This window comes from Pseudoalteromonas sp. PS5 (assembly GCF_004103255.1).
GTDB lineage: Bacteria > Pseudomonadota > Gammaproteobacteria > Enterobacterales > Alteromonadaceae > Pseudoalteromonas > Pseudoalteromonas peptidolytica.
Genome location: NZ_RCSQ01000016.1, coordinates 1 through 21,606 on the forward strand (window position 1 = coordinate 1; position 21,606 = coordinate 21,606).

The 21,606-nt window shown below is 43.3% G+C and carries 21 protein-coding genes; 20 read left to right on the forward strand and 1 reads right to left on the reverse strand.

Translation table 11 applies throughout. The features are described 5' to 3' along the window. Nucleotides 1-121: 121 nt before the first annotated feature. Nucleotides 122-724: a DNA-3-methyladenine glycosylase I gene (locus D9603_RS02075; RefSeq protein WP_128729868.1), complete on the reverse strand. Its 603-nt coding sequence runs from the start codon at nucleotides 722-724 to the stop codon at nucleotides 122-124. A gap of 182 nt (nucleotides 725-906) precedes the next feature. Between D9603_RS02075 and D9603_RS02080 the strand changes: the two genes are divergently transcribed. From D9603_RS02080 to D9603_RS02175, 20 genes are all read left to right on the forward strand, one after another. Continuing rightward, nucleotides 907-2,007 (forward strand): ATP-binding protein, encoded by a 1,101-nt coding sequence (locus D9603_RS02080; protein WP_128729869.1) that lies wholly within the window; start codon nucleotides 907-909, stop codon nucleotides 2,005-2,007. After that, nucleotides 2,004-3,374 carry a sigma-54 dependent transcriptional regulator gene (locus tag D9603_RS02085; RefSeq protein ID WP_128729870.1) on the forward strand — a complete coding sequence of 457 codons (1,371 nt, stop codon included), beginning with the start codon at nucleotides 2,004-2,006 and terminating at the stop codon, nucleotides 3,372-3,374. Before D9603_RS02080 ends, D9603_RS02085 begins: the two co-directional genes overlap by 4 nt. A gap of 254 nt (nucleotides 3,375-3,628) precedes the next feature. Beyond that, a complete protein-coding gene (gene fliE, locus D9603_RS02090) occupies nucleotides 3,629-3,961 on the forward strand; it encodes a flagellar hook-basal body complex protein FliE (RefSeq protein WP_125252019.1) in 333 nt (110 codons plus the stop codon). Between the two features lie 20 nt (nucleotides 3,962-3,981). Next, complete coding sequence (gene fliF / locus D9603_RS02095; RefSeq protein WP_128729917.1) at nucleotides 3,982-5,700, forward strand: flagellar basal-body MS-ring/collar protein FliF; 1,719 nt, start codon at nucleotides 3,982-3,984, stop codon at nucleotides 5,698-5,700. Further along, nucleotides 5,693-6,733: a flagellar motor switch protein FliG gene (gene fliG, locus D9603_RS02100; protein ID WP_128729871.1), complete on the forward strand. Its 1,041-nt coding sequence runs from the start codon at nucleotides 5,693-5,695 to the stop codon at nucleotides 6,731-6,733. The genes fliF and fliG overlap by 8 nt, the downstream gene beginning before the upstream one ends. Before the next feature lie 3 nt (nucleotides 6,734-6,736). After that, nucleotides 6,737-7,552, forward strand: a complete 816-nt coding sequence (gene fliH, locus D9603_RS02105) for a flagellar assembly protein FliH (protein WP_125252016.1) — start codon at nucleotides 6,737-6,739, stop codon at nucleotides 7,550-7,552. 70 nt (nucleotides 7,553-7,622) lie between these two features. Beyond that, nucleotides 7,623-8,954, forward strand: coding sequence for a flagellar protein export ATPase FliI (gene fliI, locus D9603_RS02110; protein WP_125252015.1), 1,332 nt, complete (start codon nucleotides 7,623-7,625; stop codon nucleotides 8,952-8,954). Beyond that, nucleotides 8,954-9,400: a flagellar export protein FliJ gene (gene fliJ / locus D9603_RS02115; RefSeq protein WP_125252014.1), complete on the forward strand. Its 447-nt coding sequence runs from the start codon at nucleotides 8,954-8,956 to the stop codon at nucleotides 9,398-9,400. The genes fliI and fliJ overlap by 1 nt, the downstream gene beginning before the upstream one ends. 132 nt (nucleotides 9,401-9,532) lie before the next feature. After that, complete coding sequence (locus D9603_RS02120) at nucleotides 9,533-11,560, forward strand: flagellar hook-length control protein FliK (RefSeq protein ID WP_128729872.1); 2,028 nt, start codon at nucleotides 9,533-9,535, stop codon at nucleotides 11,558-11,560. Between the two features lie 43 nt (nucleotides 11,561-11,603). Next, the gene (fliL, locus tag D9603_RS02125) at nucleotides 11,604-12,128 is read left to right on the forward strand and encodes a flagellar basal body-associated protein FliL (protein ID WP_128729873.1); all 525 of its coding nucleotides are present in this window, start codon (nucleotides 11,604-11,606) and stop codon (nucleotides 12,126-12,128) included. Between the two features lie 10 nt (nucleotides 12,129-12,138). Continuing rightward, nucleotides 12,139-13,233, forward strand: a complete 1,095-nt coding sequence (fliM, locus tag D9603_RS02130) for a flagellar motor switch protein FliM (RefSeq protein WP_128729874.1) — start codon at nucleotides 12,139-12,141, stop codon at nucleotides 13,231-13,233. Nucleotides 13,234-13,300: 67 nt separating this feature from the next. Continuing rightward, nucleotides 13,301-13,699: a flagellar motor switch protein FliN gene (fliN, locus tag D9603_RS02135; RefSeq protein ID WP_125252010.1), complete on the forward strand. Its 399-nt coding sequence runs from the start codon at nucleotides 13,301-13,303 to the stop codon at nucleotides 13,697-13,699. Then, nucleotides 13,699-14,154, forward strand: a complete 456-nt coding sequence (gene fliO / locus D9603_RS02140) for a flagellar biosynthetic protein FliO (protein ID WP_128729875.1) — start codon at nucleotides 13,699-13,701, stop codon at nucleotides 14,152-14,154. Before fliN ends, fliO begins: the two co-directional genes overlap by 1 nt. Beyond that, nucleotides 14,147-14,884, forward strand: coding sequence for a flagellar type III secretion system pore protein FliP (gene fliP / locus D9603_RS02145; protein ID WP_125252008.1), 738 nt, complete (start codon nucleotides 14,147-14,149; stop codon nucleotides 14,882-14,884). Before fliO ends, fliP begins: the two co-directional genes overlap by 8 nt. 1 nt (nucleotide 14,885) lies before the next feature. Then, a complete protein-coding gene (gene fliQ / locus D9603_RS02150) occupies nucleotides 14,886-15,155 on the forward strand; it encodes a flagellar biosynthesis protein FliQ (RefSeq protein ID WP_125252007.1) in 270 nt (89 codons plus the stop codon). A gap of 2 nt (nucleotides 15,156-15,157) precedes the next feature. Beyond that, nucleotides 15,158-15,937 (forward strand): flagellar biosynthetic protein FliR, encoded by a 780-nt coding sequence (fliR, locus tag D9603_RS02155; RefSeq protein WP_125252006.1) that lies wholly within the window; start codon nucleotides 15,158-15,160, stop codon nucleotides 15,935-15,937. 15 nt (nucleotides 15,938-15,952) lie between these two features. Further along, complete coding sequence (gene flhB, locus D9603_RS02160) at nucleotides 15,953-17,083, forward strand: flagellar biosynthesis protein FlhB (protein WP_128729876.1); 1,131 nt, start codon at nucleotides 15,953-15,955, stop codon at nucleotides 17,081-17,083. A gap of 72 nt (nucleotides 17,084-17,155) precedes the next feature. Then, entirely contained in the window at nucleotides 17,156-19,258 is a 2,103-nt protein-coding gene (gene flhA, locus D9603_RS02165; RefSeq protein WP_128729877.1) for a flagellar biosynthesis protein FlhA, read from the forward strand. Between the two features lie 19 nt (nucleotides 19,259-19,277). Continuing rightward, a complete protein-coding gene (flhF, locus tag D9603_RS02170; RefSeq protein ID WP_125252003.1) occupies nucleotides 19,278-20,753 on the forward strand; it encodes a flagellar biosynthesis protein FlhF in 1,476 nt (491 codons plus the stop codon). Continuing rightward, nucleotides 20,746-21,606: a MinD/ParA family protein gene (locus D9603_RS02175; RefSeq protein WP_125252002.1), complete on the forward strand. Its 861-nt coding sequence runs from the start codon at nucleotides 20,746-20,748 to the stop codon at nucleotides 21,604-21,606. Before flhF ends, D9603_RS02175 begins: the two co-directional genes overlap by 8 nt.

The following is a 21,606-nucleotide window of genomic DNA, read 5'->3' on the forward strand; positions in this document are numbered from 1 at the left end:
AAATATCAAAATTTTTGCCTAGTTATCGACAAGATTTTCTCGCCTCAAAATAGACCACTTAATTAAGAAAATTGGTATAACTTCGAACCACTTGTCCTGAAATAAGTGCCACTTTAAGCATTTACTCTATTTTCGAAAAATCCAAAGAGGCATAACTATCAATAATAGCCTGTTTGCAAAAGCAGTCATCTGCGTGGTCATTTACCATTCCACAGGCCTGCATGTGCGCGTATACTGTTGTAGAACCAAGAAATTTAAATCCCCGCTTTTTTAAGTCTTTAGCGAATTTGTCGCTGATTTCGCTAGTAGCAACGGCGTCTTGCTTATCACGCATTTTATTTACAATGGGTTGATAGTCAACAAACCCCCACTGATAACGAGCAAAGCTGCCGAAGGCTTGTTGGATCTCAATAAAGTGCCTAGCATTATTGATGGTGGCAGCGATTTTCGCTCGATTTCTAATGATACCGTCAAACGTCAATAACCTTTCAATATCTTGTTCTGTCATTTGACTGACTTTTTGCACATCAAAGTTATGAAATGCCTGCCGATAACCCTCACGTTTTTTTAGTATGGTATACCAGCTAAGGCCTGCTTGAGCGGACTCTAAGGTCAGAAACTCGAATAAGCTTTTGTCATTGAGTACTGGCTTTCCCCATTCTTTATCGTGGTACTCAATATAATCGGGTTTACTTTGATCAACCCAACTGCATCGTCTATTCATGAAAGTGTCCTTTAGCTTATTTATTGTTCGAGCTTTAGGACTCTAACATGTAGCTGTACATAAATACAGTGTCAATAAATTGTTCTTTACAGTGCTTCTTTAACTTCATGTTTTTAAAGGAATATAAAGTTGGAATGTTTTTTGCTTTTTCTACATGAGTTTATTTTTAAGAGAGCGGAAAAATGGCATTAGCACATGTTATTAATCCTCAGTTTGTACCAACTACTGGTCATTATAACCCTTGCTTACTTCAAGAGGCATATGTGGGTGAGTTGAGCGATCTACGACAACAAGCAAGTTGGCTAGGTCATCTGGTTGACACTATGCCAGCAGGCGTGATTGTTTTAGATGGTCAAGGGATGATTGCCAAAGCAAATCAGATAGCAATGGATATGCTTGGAGAGCCGCTCGAGGGAGAAAAGTGGTTCAGTATTATTCAACGCTCATTTAGGCCACAGCAAGATGATGGTCACGAGGTCTCTCTTAAAGACGGTCGCCGAATTAAGCTGGATATAACAGCATTAGCGCCCGAGCCTGGGCAGCTGATCCTAATGACTGATCTGACAGAAACTCGGCGATTACAGAGTCGAGTTGCTCACATGCAAAGACTAAGCGCATTGGGAAAAATGGTGGCTTCTTTGGCGCATCAAGTTAGAACGCCATTGTCAGCAGCAATGCTTTATGGTGCCAATTTAGGCGCTACAAACTTACCACAAGCATCTCGGGAAAAGTTTCATGACAAATTGATGTCACGATTAAAAGATTTAGAAAATCAGGTGAATGACATGCTGTTATTCGCAAAAAGTGGCGAACAACAAGTGGTTGAACGGGTCTCTATGCAGTATTTACTAAGTGAAGTCAAAGCGGGTGCTGACGCTATGGTTGAACTTAATCACGCTAAGTTGGAAGCCGATTTGCCTGAGCCGGATATTGAGATACTTGGTAATCGTACTGCATTGGCGAGCGCTATTCAGAACCTTATCCATAACAGTATTCAAATTATTGGCAGTGACGCCTACATTAAGCTTAAAGCAGAGCGTGAGCCCTGTGGCGAGCACGTGCGTATTTCTGTCACAGACAATGGTCCAGGTATAGATGAAGCGCTAGTCGATAAGCTGTTCGAACCGTTCTTTACCACCAAATCGCAAGGAACAGGATTAGGTTTGGCAGTTGTAAACTCGGTAGCAAATGCACACAAAGGGTTTGTCAGGGCTGAAAATATCAAAGGTCTAGGTGCACAGTTTAGTCTGATACTACCACTGATCAAAGCGGAGGAATTATGAGTAATAAAGTGTTAGTTGTTGAAGATGATGCCGGCTTAAGAGAAGCGCTCATCGATACGTTACAGCTTTCAAGCATTGAGTGTGTCGAAGCAAACAGTGCAGAGCAAGCCGTATTGTTACTCAAGCAAGAGACGTTTTCTTTGGTGGTAAGCGATGTTCAAATGGGTGCAATGAGCGGGCTAGATTTGTTGAAATCCATAAAGCTTAACTACCCTGAGCTGCCAGTGTTAATGATGACAGCTTATGCGACCATTGATGATGCGGTTGAAGCGATGCGTTTGGGAGCCATTGATTACATGGCTAAGCCTTTTGCGCCTGAAGTGTTGTTGAATATGGTGGGTCGTTACCTACCTGAAAAAGAAAAAGAAACAGAGGGTCCTATCGTCGCTGATCCAAAGAGTATAAAGCTGCTTGAGTTGGCTGCAAAAGTAGCAAAGTCTGATGCCAGTGTAATGGTGCTTGGGCCGAGTGGATCAGGTAAAGAGGTATTAGCCCGTTATATTCATGATAAATCAGACAGGGCTGACGAACCATTTATTGCAATTAATTGTGCTGCAATTCCAGAAAATATGCTTGAGGCTACCCTGTTTGGATATGAGAAGGGCGCATTTACAGGTGCAATTCAGGCATGCCCTGGTAAGTTTGAACAAGCGCAAAAAGGGACAATATTACTGGATGAAATCACAGAAATGGATTTGGGGCTTCAGGCAAAATTACTTCGCGTTTTACAAGAGCGGGAAGTGGAGCGACTTGGTAGTAGAAAAACCATAACACTAGATGTTAGGGTGTTGGCAACCAGTAACCGAGATTTGAAAGAAGCGGTTGAAGATGGGGTATTTAGAGAAGATTTATACTATCGCCTTAATGTTTTCCCATTGGAATGGCTGCCGCTTAGAGATAGAGCAGGAGACATCACGGTATTGGCTGAGCACTTGCTATCAAGACATATGCAAAAAGCGGGTAAACCAACACCCAAGTTAAGTACTAGTGCTAAGCAAAAGTTAAATTCTCATAGCTGGCCTGGCAATGTGCGTGAGCTTGATAACGTCATCCAGCGTGCTTTGATATTGTTTCAGGGCCTTGAAATCACAGAAGATGATATTTTTATTGAAAACTTTTCACCGATGTCTTTGGTTGAGTCAGAAACTAGCCTCACACAGTCCGTTACAGAAGACGCTCCCAATGATGATGGCATCATCAATTATAAGGATGAGCTACAGGACAAAGAGCATCAAATTATTTTGGATACGCTTGCTAAGTTTAATGGTAAGCGCAAAGAAGTGGCTGAAGTTTTAGGCATGAGCCCAAGGACACTGCGCTATAAGCTAGCAAAAATGCGAGATCTCGGAATTGCGTTACCAGCTTAGGTGAAAGAGTCTCTCAGATATCTTGAAGGTGAGCTTAAAAGTAGGACGTGAGCTTACCTTCATTTGTACACCTCAGGCTAATACAACATCAACCTAAACGAAGCTGTTGCTTTTCTCTGGCACCTTCCTTTTCCTCCGACTGCCAATTTTCCGACAGGGTAATTTCAGCTTAACTAACTGAAATTAAAGTGTTTTAATATTGGCATGTTTCCTGCTTTCATCAAGGTAACAAGAGTTATTTTGAGTAAAGCATCATGAAAGTACAATCATCAGCGCTATTCCAAGAAATGCAGGCAATGGCCGCAGAAGCGACAAGAAATACGCAGCCTACTGTGCAGCCAATTAAAACAGCAGCATCTTCTTCAGCTCAATTTGGAGATTTACTCTCTGACGCACTCAATTCTGTTCATGGCCTTCAGCAAGACGCAAAGAAAAAAGTGACGGCGGTGGAGATGGGTGATCGTAGTGTTTCTCTTGCTGAGGCGATGATCGCAAAACAAAAATCATCGGTCGCTTTTGAGGCAACGGTACAAGTTCGCAATAAACTTGTCGAAGCCTATAAAGAAATCATGAGCATGCCAGTTTAACAAAATGATTGTGGAGAGTAATCGTGGCTACTAATCAATCAACAGATCTTACACTTTCCGACGCAGCGCTGAATAACGACAGCGGTTCGGACGAGCAACAAGAGCAAAAGTCTGGCTACTTCAGTGCGCTAAGCGGTGTCGATATGTTGCGCCAGGTTACTCTGGTTATTGCGTTAGCTATTTGTTTAGCAATTGCCATTTTTATCATTATTTGGGCCCGCCAGCCAGACATGCGTCCGCTGGGTAAATATCCTACTGAAGAGCTAGTTGAGACGCTAGACTTCCTAGACCAACAAAAAATTGAGTACCAATTAGACGGTAATACTATTTTAGTTGCTGAATCGGATTACCAAGATGTTAAGTTGCGTATGGCGCGTGATGGTTTCACCCAATCTCCTAGCTCCGGTACTGATATTTTAATGCAGGACATGGGTTTTGGTGTTAGTCAACGTCTTGAAAGAGAACGGCTAAAACACGGTCGTGAGCAGCAGTTGGCAAGAACGATTGAAGAGCTGCAAGATGTAAATCGTGCAAAAGTACTGTTAGCTATTCCAAAGGAGAACGTATTTGCCCGTCGTGAAAAGAAACCATCTGCGACAGTGGTGATCACGCTAAAGCGTGGCAGAACTTTAGGAGGAGAAGAAGTTGACTCTATCGTAGATATCGTGGCATCAGCGGTACAGGGGCTGGAGCCATCACGGGTAACGGTGACTGACCAAAATGGACGCTTACTTAACTCAGGTTCACAAGATTCGCTTGCTGCTCGCTCTAGAAAAGAGTACGAAATTGAACGTAAGCGAGAGCAAGAGTACTTAGAAAAGATAGACAGTATACTGATCCCAACAGTGGGCCTAGGCAATTTTACGGCCCAAGTTGATCTGACGATGGACTTTAGTGCAGTTGAAGAAACACAAAAACGCTATAACCCTGATTTACCAGCGGTCAGAAGTGAAACAACTTACGAAGAAAACAATATTGGCGGTCTATCAGTGGGGATCCCTGGAGCGCTGACGAACCAACCTCCACTTAACTCAAATATCCCTGAAGTTGCAGGTCAAGGGGGAAACGGTAATGGCACTACGCCTAGCAGTATTCAAAAAGAAGCGACCCGTAACTACGAACTTGATACGACGATTAGTCATAAGCGTCAACAAACTGGCGTTATTCGCAGAATTAGTGTGAGTGTGGCGGTTGATTACCTACCTCAGCCAGATGCCGAAGGTAATATGACTATGGTGCCTCGTTCACAAGAAGCGCTGAACAATATCCGTCGTTTGCTTCAAGGCGGTGTCGGCTTTGACATGCAGCGTGGCGACGCACTAGAAGTGGTTACTGTACCATTCGTTCGCGAAGATTTGATGGAAATGCAAGAGTTACCACTGTGGGAACAAGATTGGTTCCAAAAAACCATTCGCTTAGTTGCGGGAACGTTAGTTATCATTGTGCTAATCTTAGCAGTGGTACGACCTATGCTTAAACGTCTAATTTACCCAGATGATACACTGGAAGATTTTGATGAAGATGCCTTAACCAGCGGTGTTGACCTAGGTGATAGCACGTTAGATATGCTAAATAACGATTTCGATGAGTCAGCAGTTGGCTTCTCATCAGACGGTAGATTACAATTGCCAGACTTACATGGTGATGAGGACCTACTAAAAGCGGTACGTGCCCTTGTTGCGAATGAACCTGAACTCTCATCACAAGTTGTGAAAGCGTGGTTAACCGAAGATGACTGATGAAGAACAAAAACAATTACCCGTGGCCTTTGACGTTGAAAAATTAGATGGCGTTGATAAAGCCGCCATCTTACTACTTAGTTTGACAGAAGAAGATGCAGCTCAAATTTTAAAGCACCTAGAGCCAAAGCAGGTACAAAAGGTGGGTATGGCGATGGCGTCTATGGATGACTTATCACAGGCTAAAATTGCAGCAGTGCATAACTTGTTTATTGAGCAAATACAAAGCTTTAGTACCATAGGCTTCCAATCTGAAGACTTTATTAAAAAAGCACTGACTGCAGCACTTGGCGAAGACAAAGCAGCAAGCTTAATAGACCAAATTGTAATGGGTTCAGGTGCAAAAGGCTTAGATTCATTAAAATGGATGGACTCTAAACAGGTTGCGAATATCATTCGTAACGAGCACCCGCAAATCCAAACCATTGTTTTGTCTTACCTAGAGCCGGAGCAGTCCGCAGAAATATTGTCTCAGTTTCCTGAGAAAGTGCGCTTAGACTTAACGATGAGAATCGCCAACTTAGAAGAAGTTCAGCCCGCGGCATTACAAGAGCTAAACGAAATCATGGAAAAACAATTTGCTGGCCAAGCTGGTGCGCAGGCTGCGAAAATGGGTGGCTTAAAAGCGGCCGCTGATATCATGAACTATCTTGATACTAACGTTGAAGGCCAGCTGATGGATTCTATACGCGAACATGATGAAGAGATGTCACAACAAATCCAAGATTTAATGTTTGTGTTTGAGAATTTAATGGATGTAGAAGACCGAGGGATCCAAGCAATTTTGCGTGAAGTACAGCAAGATGTACTGATGAAAGCGATTAAAGGCGCTGATGACTCATTGAAAGATAAGATATTGAAAAATATGTCCAAGCGCGCAGCTGAAATGATGCAAGATGACTTAGAAGCTATGCCGCCTGTCAGGATAAGTGAAGTTGAAGCAGCACAAAAAGAAATTCTTGCTACCGCGAGACGTTTGGCCGATTCAGGCGAAATCATGCTTGGTGGTGGTGGTGGTGAGGAGTTCTTGTAAACCATGGTCGATAAAAAGCTGTATAAAGGTCGCCCTGTCAGTACCGAAGCATTAGATGAATTGCTAGAAAACTGGCCAATACCAGATGTGTCTGATAAACCAGAGAAATTTAGAGGGCGATCGACTGCGTTTGGCACGCCGTTGGAGGAGCTCTACAGTAAGAAACAAGTTCACGAAGAGCCTGAGCCACAAGAGCCTGAATTTCCGACGCTAACACTCGAAGAGCTTGAACAAATTCGCCAAGATGCTTATGACGAAGGTATCAAACAAGGTCATGAGCAAGGTTATATTGAGGGCTTTGAAAAAGGCGTATCAGAAGGTAAAGAAGCTGGCTATAAAGAAGGCGTTGAGATAGGGAAAGAGAAGGGCATCGAAGAAGCACAACCAATTATCGAAGAACGCATGAAAGCACTTTCAAGCTTATTAGACGAGATGCAATCGCCACTTACACGTGTTGATGATGAGTGTGAAAAGCAACTGGTATATCTTGTCAATTTATTGGCAGAGCAAGTCATTTTTAAAGAACTGAAAACCAGCCCTGAGCTTATTTTGAACGCATTGAAAAAAGCAATGGATGCGCTACCAGTTAAAGAGCAAACGGTGCGAATACATCTGCATCCAGAAGATCTCGAGTTAGTACAATCTATGTATGGTGCGGAACACATCGAATCACAGCATTGGCAGCTGATCCCTGAACCAACTCTAGATAGAGGGGGATGTGAGGTCAAAACACCACAATCTTCAATTGATATGACACTGAAAAACCGCATCAGTGAAGTATTGGAATCATTTTTGCTAGACAGTGGTATAAATCCGTAAATAAGAACTTGCCCTCATTGCCTGTTGTTCGCAAGCATTTGAGGGAAGCATCTAAATAGGTAACTACGAAATGTCTACATCAGCTGCTTTGAGCGAGCGGATCAGTAAATACAAAAAGTTTGTAAAGCCTTATGGCGTGGCCGTTGCAGGTAGCCTGACTCGAGTGGTTGGGTTAACGCTGGAAGCAAGAGGACTGAATGCACCTATTGGCAGTCAGTGCAAAATTGAAACGCTTGGCGGTTTCATTGACGCTGAAGTGATAGGCTTTAATCAAGATACGCTTTATTTGATGCCTAACGATCATATTACTGGTGTGCTTCCTGGCGCCCGCGTTATTCCCAAAGTGAAAGATTCAGGTCTGCCCGTCGGTATGGAGCTACTTGGCCGTGTTGTTGATGGCTTAGGCCGCCCTCTTGATGGCCTCGGTGCCATAGATGCCCAGCAGCACTTGAAATTTGCAGCAGCGCCGATAAACCCACTAGCTAGAAGACCGATCGACTCCCCAATGGACGTAGGGGTACGAGCCATAAATTCTATTGTTACTGTTGGGCAAGGTCAACGTATGGGTTTGTTTGCAGGTAGTGGTGTAGGTAAGTCAGTATTGCTTGGCATGATGACCCGAGGCAGTGAAGCTGATGTTATCGTTGTTGGCCTTGTCGGAGAACGTGGGCGGGAAGTTAAAGAGTTTATTGATGAAATACTTGGCGTAGAGGGGCGGCGACGTTCTGTGGTGGTTGCCGCACCGGCGGATGCTTCACCTTTAATGCGCCTTAAAGGCTGTGAAAGCGCAGTGACAATCGCTGAGTATTTTCGCGATCAAGGCCTAAATGTCTTACTACTATTAGACTCTGTAACGCGTTATGCCATGGCGCAGCGAGAAATTGCACTCGCGGTAGGTGAGCCGCCAGCCACAAAGGGTTACCCCCCCTCGGTGTTTGCAAAACTACCCGCATTGGTTGAGCGAGCGGGTAATGGCGGTGAAGGACAAGGCTCAATTACCGCATTTTTCACGGTATTGAGTGAAGGCGATGATATGCAAGACCCAATCGCGGATGCTGCTCGTGCGATATTAGATGGTCATATAGTACTTTCGAGAGAACTTGCGGATAGTGGGCATTACCCAGCAATTGATATTGAAAAGTCCATTAGCCGTGTTATGCCACAAGTTGTATCTGAAGCGCATATGCAGCAAGCTAGAGTGCTCAAGCAAGTCTACTCAATGTATCAGCAGAACAAAGATATGATCACTCTTGGTGCCTACCAAAAAGGTAGTGACCAAATGTTAGATCAGGCGATAAACATGATGCCTGCGGTCAATAATTTCTTACAGCAAGGAATGAAAGACGTTATCAACTATGATGAGTGTCTACAAAACCTTGCGCAGCTTCTGGGACAAGCATAATGGCAAACAATAAATTAGACCTACTGCTGAAATTAGAAAAAGACAAAGAAGATAACTTGCGCGCAAACTTTGTGCAAGCACAGCAACATCTTACTACCAACCAACAAAGATTATCAGGGCTCAACGATTTTCGGATGGAGTACAGTATGCAGCTTCACAATAAGGCAAAGGTTGGTTTAACGAGTGGTGGTTTCAATCAATATCATAACTTTATTAATAAGATTGAACAGGCGATAGATCAGCAGGCGAAAACCGTGAATACCGCTAAACAAGTCGTTGAGCAGCGCCGTAAATTGTGGTTAGCGCAACAAGCGAAAACCAAAGCCATTGAAAAGCTAATAGAGAAACAAGCGTTGGCACAGCAGCAAAAATTAGCTAAAGCAGAGCAAAGAATGCTGGATGAGTTTGCCACCAACCAATTTGTCCGAAGAGCACGCTCTTGGTAGGTTGGCTCGAAATATGCAAAGTAGTTAAAACGTTTTCAAATTTATGTAGTGAATGCTTAATAATGCGGCTTTTAGGCGTGTTAGCGTTAATTACAACGGCAGTATATTGCCACTTTTTGAGGTAGCTTAATAATGAATGTAATGCTTGCATCTATGCTGCAACGAGGCAGTCAAGAAGTTGAGGTTAAAGGTAAAGCCTCAGAGCAGGACGCTAATAGCCAAGAGGGTGAAACCGGGTTTCGCGTATTGATGGCTGAGCTAACTCATCAAGGCGATAAGTCTGCTCAAGAGCAAGTCGATTCAGATGGTTCATCAGACTTGGGGTCTGGTGTCACTAAGGAATTAGCTGAGTCTGAACAAAGTGTTACACCACCAGTAAAAGAAAAGGGGGGAGAAGGTGCTGTGCTATCTCAGTATCAAGGCGATAGTATACCTTCAGAGATGTCAGGCGAAGTGTTACCTGATTTACCAGATAATGATTTGTACACACAAATCAGTGCATCAAAGAAGCAAGATACTTCATTGCAGCATCCAAGTTTAGTAGCGCAATCTGTCAAAGAAGCGCTAGAGAAAGAGTCTAATGGTATTTCTGGTGCAAAACCGACAGAAGACGCAGAGGTGCAGGGACAAAAGGAGCAAACTAAACCTGTTTCAGCCATAGATGGTACGCTCATTTCGACTGGCAAAGAACAAAGAACAGATCCAAAAGCTCAAAGTATGGACAAGCTGCCAATGCAAAACCAGCCTGAGAAACATGCTGAAGATCAACTTGAGAAGTCAACTGTAGCAACTGCCATTGCGACTAAAGGGGTAGAGAGCGCGTTACAAAACAATAAAGCTGATGATGCAGACTTAGGGAGTAAAGCGGCAATAGGACTGAAAAATAGTACCGATGAAGCCGTTTTAAAAGTACAGAGCACTCAATCTACCACGTCTGATGATGACTTGCTTGCTGATGAAAAGCAGAGTAAAGCGAAGTTGAAAGAGTCAGCTACTGAATCGAACGCTACAGTAGCTATAGATACCAAGAAAAGTGCAGCAAAAGGTGGTGAACAACAAGTTCAGATAATTGCAAAGTTGACCCATCAAGAACAACAACAATTAAAAGCGGTAATTGATGGTAAATTGGATGTTTATGATGCTTCTCCAGGTGTTCAAAAAGCAATAGCACAGCTCCTAGGAAACCGCTCTGGCGTAACGACGCTAGAACAGCTCAAACCTCTTGTTCAGTCGCTAAACTCAGAGAATATGACGTCAGAGGGGAAAACATCAGTTAATGATATTGTGATTTCCGAGACACAACTTACTAAGGAAAAAGTAATAACGACGCCCCTTAAAGAGGGGAAAGATATCCCTACCTCGGTAAAACAGAATGTGGATCAAAATCGTGAAAATCAAAAGTTACAAGATGTTGAAAGCAGCGTACTTGAAAAACAGAACGTAGAAAAACAAAATACCGATAAACAAGTTATCGAAAAACTGGCAGAAAAAGAGTTAAGTCGTTCAGCGCAAGTTGAAGCGCATTCAAATAAGGAAGCGCTCAAATCTGAACGTCAGCCCTTCGTCGCAACTACACAAGCAGCAATAAAGCAAGAAACAAGCCCTGTTCAAACACCACAGCAGGATAACTCCTCTTTAAACCAAACCTTAAAAGAAGTGCAGCAAGTTCAACAAACACAGTCTTCAAACCAATCAACAGCACAGACAAAACCTGCAACTGATGCTAACCTTCAACAGGCAATCAACATTGCGCGTCAAGATGCCGCCAAGGAGCTGCATCAGCGAGTTGGTATGATGTTGAACCTAAACAATAAAGAGGCTGAGATCAGACTTGATCCTCCTGAGTTGGGGGCAATGCAGATACGAATAAAAAGTGATGCAGAGCAAGCTCAAGTGAATATCGTTGTGCAAAATCAACAGGCAAAAGAGTTACTAGAGCAGTCCTTGCCCAGACTGAGAGAAATGCTTGCAGAACAAGGGATTGAGTTAGGAGATAGCCAAATATCTCATCAGCAACAAGGGCAGAGCGATGGTGATGCTGAAGGAAATTCTGGTAGTGCTGGTAGACAAGCTGGACATGGTAGTAGTGATGACACAGCACAAAATGTACAAGCTTCACCGCAGAGAAATACTGATTCTGCAATAGATTACTATGCCTAACACCTGCTATTATTGTAGTTACAAAAGAATATAAGGGTTTGCTATGGCTGAAGAAACTGACTTAGAAATAGAAGAAACAGGTGGCTCGAAGAAGAAACTGATTATTATTATTGCGGCTGCCGTTTTAGTGCTCGGTGGTGTTGCCGGATTTTTCCTATTTTCAGGCTCAGATGCGCCAGAGGAAACGCTCGCTGAAGAAACAACAGCAAGTGAAGTGAAAGTGGAGCAAGGCAACTCAGCGCAAATTGGTAGTGCGTTGTATGTCGCGATGCCAAGACCTTTTGTTTTCAATGTACCCGGGGCAAGCCGCGATAGGATTGTGCAAATAAAAGTGCAGCTATTGGTGCGTGGAGATGTCAACGAAGAAGTTGCCAAAAAACATATCCCACTGATTGAGGGGACACTGCTTAGTGTGTTTTCAACGACAACCGCTGATGAGTTAAGCACCAGTGCTGGCAAGGAAACGCTAAGGTTGACTGCACTTGACAAAGTGCAAGCAGCAATGGAAGGGGTTGAAGGTAGTAAAGTGATTGAGCGCGTGTTATTTACCGGCTTTGTAATGCAATAAGGTAGTATTTGTGAGCGACTTATTATCCCAAGACGAAATTGATGCGCTACTCCATGGTGTAGATGAAGTCGAAGAAGACGAAATCGCAGATGGTGAAGATGGTGATGGTGCCGGCGCCTTACAATACGACTTTTCATCTCAAGATAGGATTGTGCGTGGGCGCATGCCGACACTTGAGATCGTTAACGAACGTTTTGCACGCCACATGCGGATCAGCCTTTTTAACATGATGCGACGTACCGCTGAAGTGTCTATTAACGGCGTGCAGATGCTCAAGTTTGGCGAGTATATTCATACCTTGTTTGTACCAACTAGTCTAAACATGGTGAGGTTCAGGCCATTAAAAGGGACTGGCCTAATTACTATGGAAGCACGATTAGTATTTATTTTGGTAGACAATTTCTTCGGTGGAGATGGCCGCTATCATGCCAAGATTGAGGGGCGAGAGTTCACTCCGACGGAACGACGTATTGTTCAAATGCTACTAAAAATCATCTTTGAAGACTATAAAGAAGCTTGGGCACCTGTAATGGATGTGTCTTTTGAGTACTTAGACTCGGAGGTGAATCCCGCGATGGCGAACATCGTATCGCCGACTGAAGTTGTCGTTATCAGCTCATTTCATATTGAGTTGGATGGCGGTGGCGGCGATTTTCACATTTCACTCCCGTACTCGATGCTTGAACCTATCCGAGAGTTGCTTGACGCTGGTGTACAATCTGATACCGAAGATACAGACTTGCGCTGGAGTAAGGCACTACGCGATGAGATAATGGACGTGGAAGTAGAAGTTTCGTCACAATTGCTCGAAGTAGATTTGTCATTAGAGCAGATAATGAAGTTACAAGCAGGGGATGTTATTCCAGTTGAAATGCCTGAACATGTAACGGTATTTGTTGAAGAGTTACCGACCTTTAGAGCTAAAATGGGACGGTCTCGCGATAATGTTGCACTGCAGATCAGTGAAAAAATTAAGCGTCCAGAATCTGTTAAGTCTGAACTTCATGTATTTACCAAAGGTGGTAAAAAGCTGGACTCAGATGCAGAGCTTGCTGAGCTTGAAGAGGATTTGCACCTATCAGAAGGTGTTGATTTAGATTGGTAGTCTCTAGGTGATTGTTATCATTAGACGCCAGTTGTGGGTAAAAATAAATTAAATCAGGTAGTAATCAATGAGCGATGATCAAGATACTATGGACGAATGGGCTGCAGCATTAGCTGAAGCAGAAGGCTCTGACAACGATGGCGAGCCAGAAGTTGCTGAATTAGATGAGCTGAAAGACTCTGGCACTGCCTTATCGTCAGATGAAAAACGAAAACTTGACACGATCCTAGACATTCCAGTCACTATTTCAATGGAAGTAGGTCGTTCAAAAATAAACATACGAAACCTTTTACAGCTAAACCAAGGCTCTGTTGTGGAGCTGGATCGTGTCGCAGGTGAGCCGCTAGATGTACTAGTTAACGGAACGCTCATTGCACATGGCGAGGTTGTGGTTGTGAATGATAAATTTGGTATTCGTTTAACCGACGTAATAAGCCAAGTTGAGCGTATTAAAAAGCTACGCTGATGCGAATAGGTGGGTACTTGAGTTTATTTAGCTTAGCGGTTACAACAACCGCTAGCGCGGCACCAACATCTGTCGCGACGGTAACGCCAGTAGGGTCAGCAGCCTCTGGGTTAAGTGCTGAGCTACTTTCTATGGGGTTGTCACTGATGCTGGTCATTGGACTGGTGTTAGGGCTCGCTTTCATCTTAAAGCGCTTGAATCCAAATATGGTCAACCAAAAAGATTTCAAAGTGATCCGTAGTGTTTCGCTTGGCACCAAGGAGAGGTTGTTAGTTATTGAACTGGACAATAAACACCACCTGCTTGGAGTGACGCCGAACAATATCAATTATCTCTATCAATTAGAAACACCACTTGATGATATTAATCGAACGCCTTTTGCCAATGAGTTACAAAAATTCTTGGTAGGAAAAGGTCGCGCTGAAGATAACAACAATAAGACAAATCATGATTAGATTGCTGATACTCTGCTTACTTATTTTCTCTGGCACTGTTGGCGCCGAAGGCATCGAAGCGATAAACGTTACGACTAACCCCGATGGCTCTCAGGAGTATTCTGTCACGCTACAAGTATTAGCAATAATGACAGCGTTAAGTTTTATTCCTGCGGCTGTTATTATGATGACTTCCTTTACGCGTATTATCGTTGTGTTAGCAATTTTAAGACAAGCCATTGGTCTTCAACAGTCTCCTTCTAATCAAATCCTTCTAGGGTTAACCTTGTTTTTGACATTATTTATTATGGCGCCAATTTTCTCACAAATTAATGATCAGGCCGTTCAGCCTTATATTAAAGAAGAAATCACATCTATACAGGCGTTAGAGCGGGCAAAAGAGCCAATGAAAGCCTTTATGTTGTCGCAAACACGGATAAAAGATTTAGAGACATTTGCAAAAATCGCCGGCTATGACAAATTAGATAGTCCAGAAGACACCCCGTTTATTGTGATAATCCCCGCTTTTGTTACCTCTGAGCTACAAACTGCCTTTATTATTGGCTTTATGTTCTTTATTCCATTTTTGATTGTCGACCTGGTGGTCGCGAGTGTATTAATGGCCATGGGTATGATGATGCTTTCACCTATGATTGTCTCTTTGCCATTTAAAATTATGTTATTTGTATTGGTAGATGGATGGGGTTTGGTGATGGGTACGCTCGCGCGAAGCTTCGGGTTGGGGGTGTAACGTGGAACCAGAAGTTTTCGTTGATATTTTGAGTGATGCGCTGTTTATCGTAATAAAGTTAGTGTCTGCTATAGTGATACCTGGGCTTTTAATTGGACTAGTGGTTGCGGTGTTTCAAGCGGCGACGTCAATCAATGAGCAAACGCTCAGCTTTTTGCCAAGGCTTATTATCACAATTATGGCACTAATTGCTGGAGGTCATTGGATAACTCAAGTCCTGATGGACTACTTTAACCTACTCGTGATGCGAATCCCTGAAATAGCGGGTTAATCATGGAGTTTACCTTTGCAGTGATCATGCAGTGGTTGAGCGACTTTTTGCTGCCGCTGGTGCGTATAAGCTCGATGATCATGGTAATGGCAGGGTTGGGAGCACAAAGTATTCCCGCGCGGATCAAGTTTGCGCTTGCCGTTGTTATTACATTTGCAGTCGTTCCCGCTTTACCCAAATCGGAATTTACCGACTTATTTTCATTTTCTATGATTTTTGTTGTTATTCAGGAAATGATAACAGGTATTGCGATAGGATTTGGGTCACTATTATTATTAAATACTTTCATTATTGCCGGCCAGATATTGGCGATGCAAACGGGCCTTGGTTTTGCGTCAGTTGTCGACCCCGCCAATGGATTAAGCGTACCTGCGGTCAGTCAGTTTTATCTAATCTTAGCAACACTGCTGTTTTTTGTTTACAACGGACATCTCATGATGATCCAGATGGTTGTATACAGCTTTGAGAGCTTCCCCATTGCTGGTAATTGGTGGAAAGTTGATAACTTTTGGCTTATTGTCAACTGGGGAGGGTGGATGTTTTCAACTGCGCTTGCATTATCCTTGGCTCCGCTAACCGCTATGCTGGTTATCAACATCTCGTTTGGGATTATGACCCGAGCAGCTCCGCAAATGAATATATTCTCAGTCGGCTTTGCGTTTACACTTGTGGCCGGTTTAACAATTATTTGGGCTACTTTAGGGAATTTTTTAGCACAATTTGAATTTCAGTGGCTAAAAATGACAGAGCTAATGTGTAACCTTATTGGTTGTACGGTATAGAGGTGCAAGTAAAAGATGGCAGAAGATTCAGGTCAAGAGCGCACCGAAGAGCCCACAGCAAAAAAAATTAGTGAGGCAAGAAAAAAAGGACAAGTGGCGCGCTCAAAAGAGCTCGGGACGACATTTGTATTGTTATTTTCTGCAATAGCATTGTTACTGTATGGACCAGGGATCGGCAAAGCGCTCTACAATGTAATGGGCAGAATGCTATCGTTAAATCGCAATGAAACGTACGATACAACAAAAATGTTTGCGGTTTGGGCAGATGTTGCCGATGAATTACTGTTTCCTATGGCTATGTTCGTTTTTATTATCGCTATTGCTGGAGTGGTTGGAAATACATTGCTTGGTGGGTTTAACTTTTCATGGGAGGCTGCGGCACCAAAAGCCAGTAAAATGTCACCAATGAAAGGCATTAAACGCATGCTAGGGCCTCAAGCTGCAATAGAGTTGTTAAAATCAATACTAAAGTTTGTACTCGTTGCTGGCTTTGCTATCTTATTGATTAAAATATATTTTTATGAAATATTGCATTTAAGTATAGAGCAGATCCCCTCAAGTATTGAGCATGCGCTAGAGATTATCGCGTGGATGTTTTTAGCTCTGAGCTGCACTATGATAGTGATTTCCGCGATTGATGCCCCTTACCAAAGTTATAATCATCATAAACAACTAAAAATGACCTTACAAGAGGTGAAAGATGAATATAAAAACGCCGAAGGTGATCCGCAAATAAAAGCCCGGATCCGCCGTACTCAAAGAGAAATGTCGCAGCGGCGGATGATGCAGGATGTGCCAGATGCAGATGTTGTAGTAACAAACCCAACTCACTATTCTGTCGCGCTAAAATACGATACTGAGCGGGCTGGAGCGCCTATTGTTCTGGCAAAAGGGGTTGATGAATTGGCGATGCAGATAAGAAAGATTGCAATTGGCCGAGATGTACCCATCGTTGAATCTCCAGCGTTGACTCGTTCTCTTTATCATACAACAGAGATCGGAGATCAAATTCCAGAGCAATTATTTACAGCAGTTGCTCAAGTGCTAGCTTACGTTTTTCAACTTAACCGTTTTCAAAAGGGCAAAGGCAAACGGCCAACTGCCTTAAGCAAAAACCTACCAATACCTAATGAACTTAAGCACTAGTTAATCTTGATTTCAAGCTGGAATACATATTGCATTGATTTATCTGTGTCAAATTTTTGCATGTGTTAAGTTATGGAATTTAAAGCAGTTTTACAGCAACTCAATCGAGATAAAAAAGAATACGCTAAGGGGGTGGGGACACCTCTGTTGGTATTAGCTGCATTAGGTATGGTTATTTTACCTTTACCACCTTTTTTACTCGATATTTTATTTTCTTTTAACATAGCACTCGCGCTGGTGGTGCTCCTGGTGACGGTTTACACCATGAAGCCATTAGAGTTTGGTATGTTTCCAGCAGTACTATTGATAGCCACAATAATGCGCTTAGCATTAAATGTTGCAAGTACCCGAGTGGTACTTCTTGAAGGGCACAATGGTGGTGATGCCGCAGGTAAAGTAATTGAGGCATTTGGTAGTGTGGTTATTGGTGGTAACTATGCCGTTGGTCTGGTTGTATTCCTTATTCTCATCATCATTAATTTTGTCGTTATTACCAAAGGTGCAGGCCGTATTTCTGAAGTATCCGCACGTTTTACACTTGACGCAATGCCTGGTAAACAAATGGCGATTGATGCTGACCTTAATGCAGGGTTTATTTCTGCCGACGAAGCAAGAACTCGCCGTGATGAAGTGACACGTGAAGCTGACTTTTATGGCTCGATGGATGGTGCCAGTAAGTTTGTTAAAGGTGATGCGATTGCTGGCATAGTGATCTTAGCAATTAATATTATTGGTGGTCTTTTTGTTGGCATGATCCAACATGACTTAAGCTTTGGTCGTGCGATGGAAGTGTATACCATGCTAACTATCGGGGACGGACTGGTCGCACAAATCCCTTCATTATTATTGTCTATTGGTACCGCGATAGTTGTTACTCGTCAAAATGAATCGCACAACATGGGCGATCAGTTTAAGAGTCAGCTTGGTAATGAAAAATCACTATCGATTGCTTCTGGTATTTTAATTACGATGGGTCTGGTTCCAGGCATGCCTCACGTTGCTTTTTTGGGTTTAGGGGCTTTGTTGGGTTACATCGCTTACTACACCAGCCAGCAGAAGAAAAAAGCCGAAATTGAAAAGGCAGAACAAGCGGCGAAAGGCTCTTCGGCAAAAGGTGGGCAGCAGCAAGAGCAAAAAGAGCTTGGCTGGGACGATGTTCAACCTGTCGATGTAATAGGTCTAGAAGTTGGTTACCGCCTCATCCCACTAGTCGATCAGGCACAAGGTGGTGAGTTATTAAGTAGGATCAAAGGAGTTCGTAAGAAGCTCTCGCAAGAATTGGGCTTTTTAGTACCACCAGTACATATTCGCGATAACCTAGAATTAGACCCTAATGCTTATAATATTACTCTAATGGGAGTAGGCTCTGGAACTGGTGAGTTAAAGCATGGTGACGAATTGGCGATTAATCCAGGGCAAGTATTTGGCCCAATTAAGGGCATAGAAACCAAAGACCCAGCATTTGGATTGGATGCGGTATGGATTAAGCCGGATCAGAAGGACGAGGCGCATTCTCTTGGTTATACAGTTGTTGATGCAGCAACTGTAGTTGCCACTCATATCAGTCAGCTGCTTACAAATAATGCTTCATTGTTACTTGGCCATGAAGAAGTACAAAACCTTTTAGACATGCTAGCTAAAAGTCACCCTCGTTTAGTTGAAGGCCTTGTACCCGATATCTTGCCTTTGACTACGGTGGTTAAGGTATTACAAAATTTACTTAATGAAGGCGTTGCTATTCGCGATATGCGCTCAATTGTGCAAACACTTGTCGAGTATGGCCCTCGCAGCCAAGACCCTGATGTACTAACCGCTGCAGTGCGAATTTCCCTACGTAGACTAATCGTACAAGATGCTGTTGGAGGAGACGATGAAATCCCTGTCATAACATTGGCACCTGAGTTGGAACAGATGTTGCATCAGTCACTTCAGAACGCAGGTGATGAGGGGGCAGGCATAGAACCTGGCTTGGCAGAGAGGCTTCAAGAGTCATTAAAAGAAGCACATCATAACCAAGAAATGCTAGGTGAGCCGTCCATCTTATTAACCTCAGGTATGTTAAGAAGTGTATTGTCTAGGTTTGTTAAACACACTATCCCAGGTTTACGAGTGATGTCGTATCAAGAAGTGCCTGAAGAGAGACAAATCAAGATAGTAAGCTCGGTAGGACAATAGAGGATAAAGGGGCTGTAACATGAAAATTAAACGTTTCTTTGCAAAAGATATGCGTACGGCTTTAAATGAAGTTAAAGAAGAGCTTGGCGCAGATGCTGTCATTATGTCTAACAAAAAGCTAGCTGATGGTGTTGAAATTGTTGCTGCAATTGATAATGACCGCACAGCTGCACCGGTGCAACAACCTACAACTGGCCGAGCTAGTGCACCAAAAGAAACACAAACGCGTTTTGTGCGACCAGAGCCTCGTCAAGCACAACCAGCTAAGCAGGCTCAGGTAGCTGACAGCTTAGAGGCGCTTTTGGAGCGTCAAGCTCCACGTCCTCGCTCACCAGAGCTTGCCTCTATGTTCTCGCAGTCAGGCATTGATACAGAACAGATGCTAGGCAACCAACGCAAGATGCAACCAGAGGCGAAGCCTACTTACAGGTCAGCGCCACAAACTCATCGTCAATCTTTTGACTTTGAAGATGAAGCCACAGAGCAATCGAAGCCGTGGGGAGAATCTGATGACCTCGATAATGGCTTTGGTGATGATTTAACAGAGGTTCATAGCAAAAAAGATGAAATGAGTGCAATGCGCGAAGAGATGAACTCAATTCGCCAGCTGCTAGAGCATCAGGTATCTGGGCTAATGAAACAAGAAATGGCGCGTCGCGATCCGACACGAGCTTGCCTTGTAGACCGTCTGGAGGGGATGGGGATTGATAAAGAAGTTGCTGAACAAATGGCATGCTTCATTCCAGATGATGTATCAAGAAAAGAGGCGTGGAGCGCACTCTTAAATATGGTCATAAATCAGATGCACACCACCAACAATGATATTTTGCGTCAAGGTGGCGTTTTTGCAATGGTCGGCCCGACTGGTGTAGGTAAGACAACGACAGTGGCAAAACTTGCAGCATTGGGCGCCCAAAAATACGGTGCAGATAAAGTTGCACTTATTACAACGGATACCTACAGAATTGGCGCTTACGAGCAACTAGCAACCTATGGTAGAATCATCGGCTGTCCAGTTAAGCAAGTAAAAGATGCAAATGAACTTGCAGAAGTGCTTTATCATTTACGTAATAAGCGTCTAGTATTAATAGACACGGCAGGAATGAGTCAAAGAGATTTGCGCTTAACTGAACAGTTAAATACACTTATGCGTAGCGCAAGAGTTGATATTAGAAGTTATTTAGTGTTAAGTGCGACATCACAAATGAACGTGTTGCAAGAAACGGTAAGACACTTCCAAAAAGTAAATTTAAGTGGCTGTATTTTCACAAAACTTGATGAAAGTCTAAGTTTAGGTGAGATTATTAGCATAGCGATTCAAAATCGCTTGCCAATAGGGTATCTTACCAACGGTCAGCGAGTGCCAGAGGACATTCGTGTAGCAAATGCTCAAAAGCTAGTAAAAAAGGCTGAGCAACTGTATTTAAAAAGAATAAAAGCACAGCACTCTCGACGTGTACCTGTAGCGTCAGAGTCAGTAGGAATGTATGATTAACACAGTTTTAGATCAAGCAAGTGGCCTGCGTAGAATGAGTCAAAGTAGCAACCAGGGTGTAAAAGTCATAGCCGTGACCGGCGGCAAAGGGGGAGTGGGGAAAACCAATGTTTCGCTCAATACCGCTATTGCTATGGGTCAGCAAGGACAGCGTGTTCTTGTTTTAGATGCGGACTTAGGCTTGGCAAACTGTGATGTGATGCTAGGTCTAAGAGTCGAAAAGAATTTATCACATGTCTTATCAGGAGAGTGTGAACTAGATGAAATTCTAGTTGAAGGGCCTGCAGGTATAAAAATTGTACCAGCTACGTCAGGTTCTCAGAATATGGTTGAGCTCACTCCAGCAGAGCATGCTGGGTTAATAAGAGCTTTTAGTGAACTAAATACACAATTTGATGTGTTAATTGTTGACACTGCAGCCGGAATTTCGGATATGGTGTTGAGTTTTTCTCGTGCCGCTCAAGACGTACTCGTGGTAGTGTGTGATGAACCGACATCCATTACAGATGCCTACGCATTAATTAAAGTATTAAGTCGAGAACATGGAGTTTACCGCTTTAAAATAGTGGCCAATATGGTTCGTAGCATGCGTGAAGGTCAGGAACTTTTTGCTAAACTATCAAAAGTGACCGATCGTTTTCTTGACGTTGCTCTAGAGCTTGTCGCGACAGTACCGTTTGATGAAAATATGCGTAAGTCATCACGTCGACAAAGGGCTATCGTTGATTTATTTCCAAGCTCTCCTGCAGCTGTTGCTATTAAAGGCTTAGCTACGAGAGCGGCTAAGTGGCCAATTCCTCATCAGCCTTCTGGTCATTTAGAATTTTTTATTGAACAACTTGTAAACGGGTGA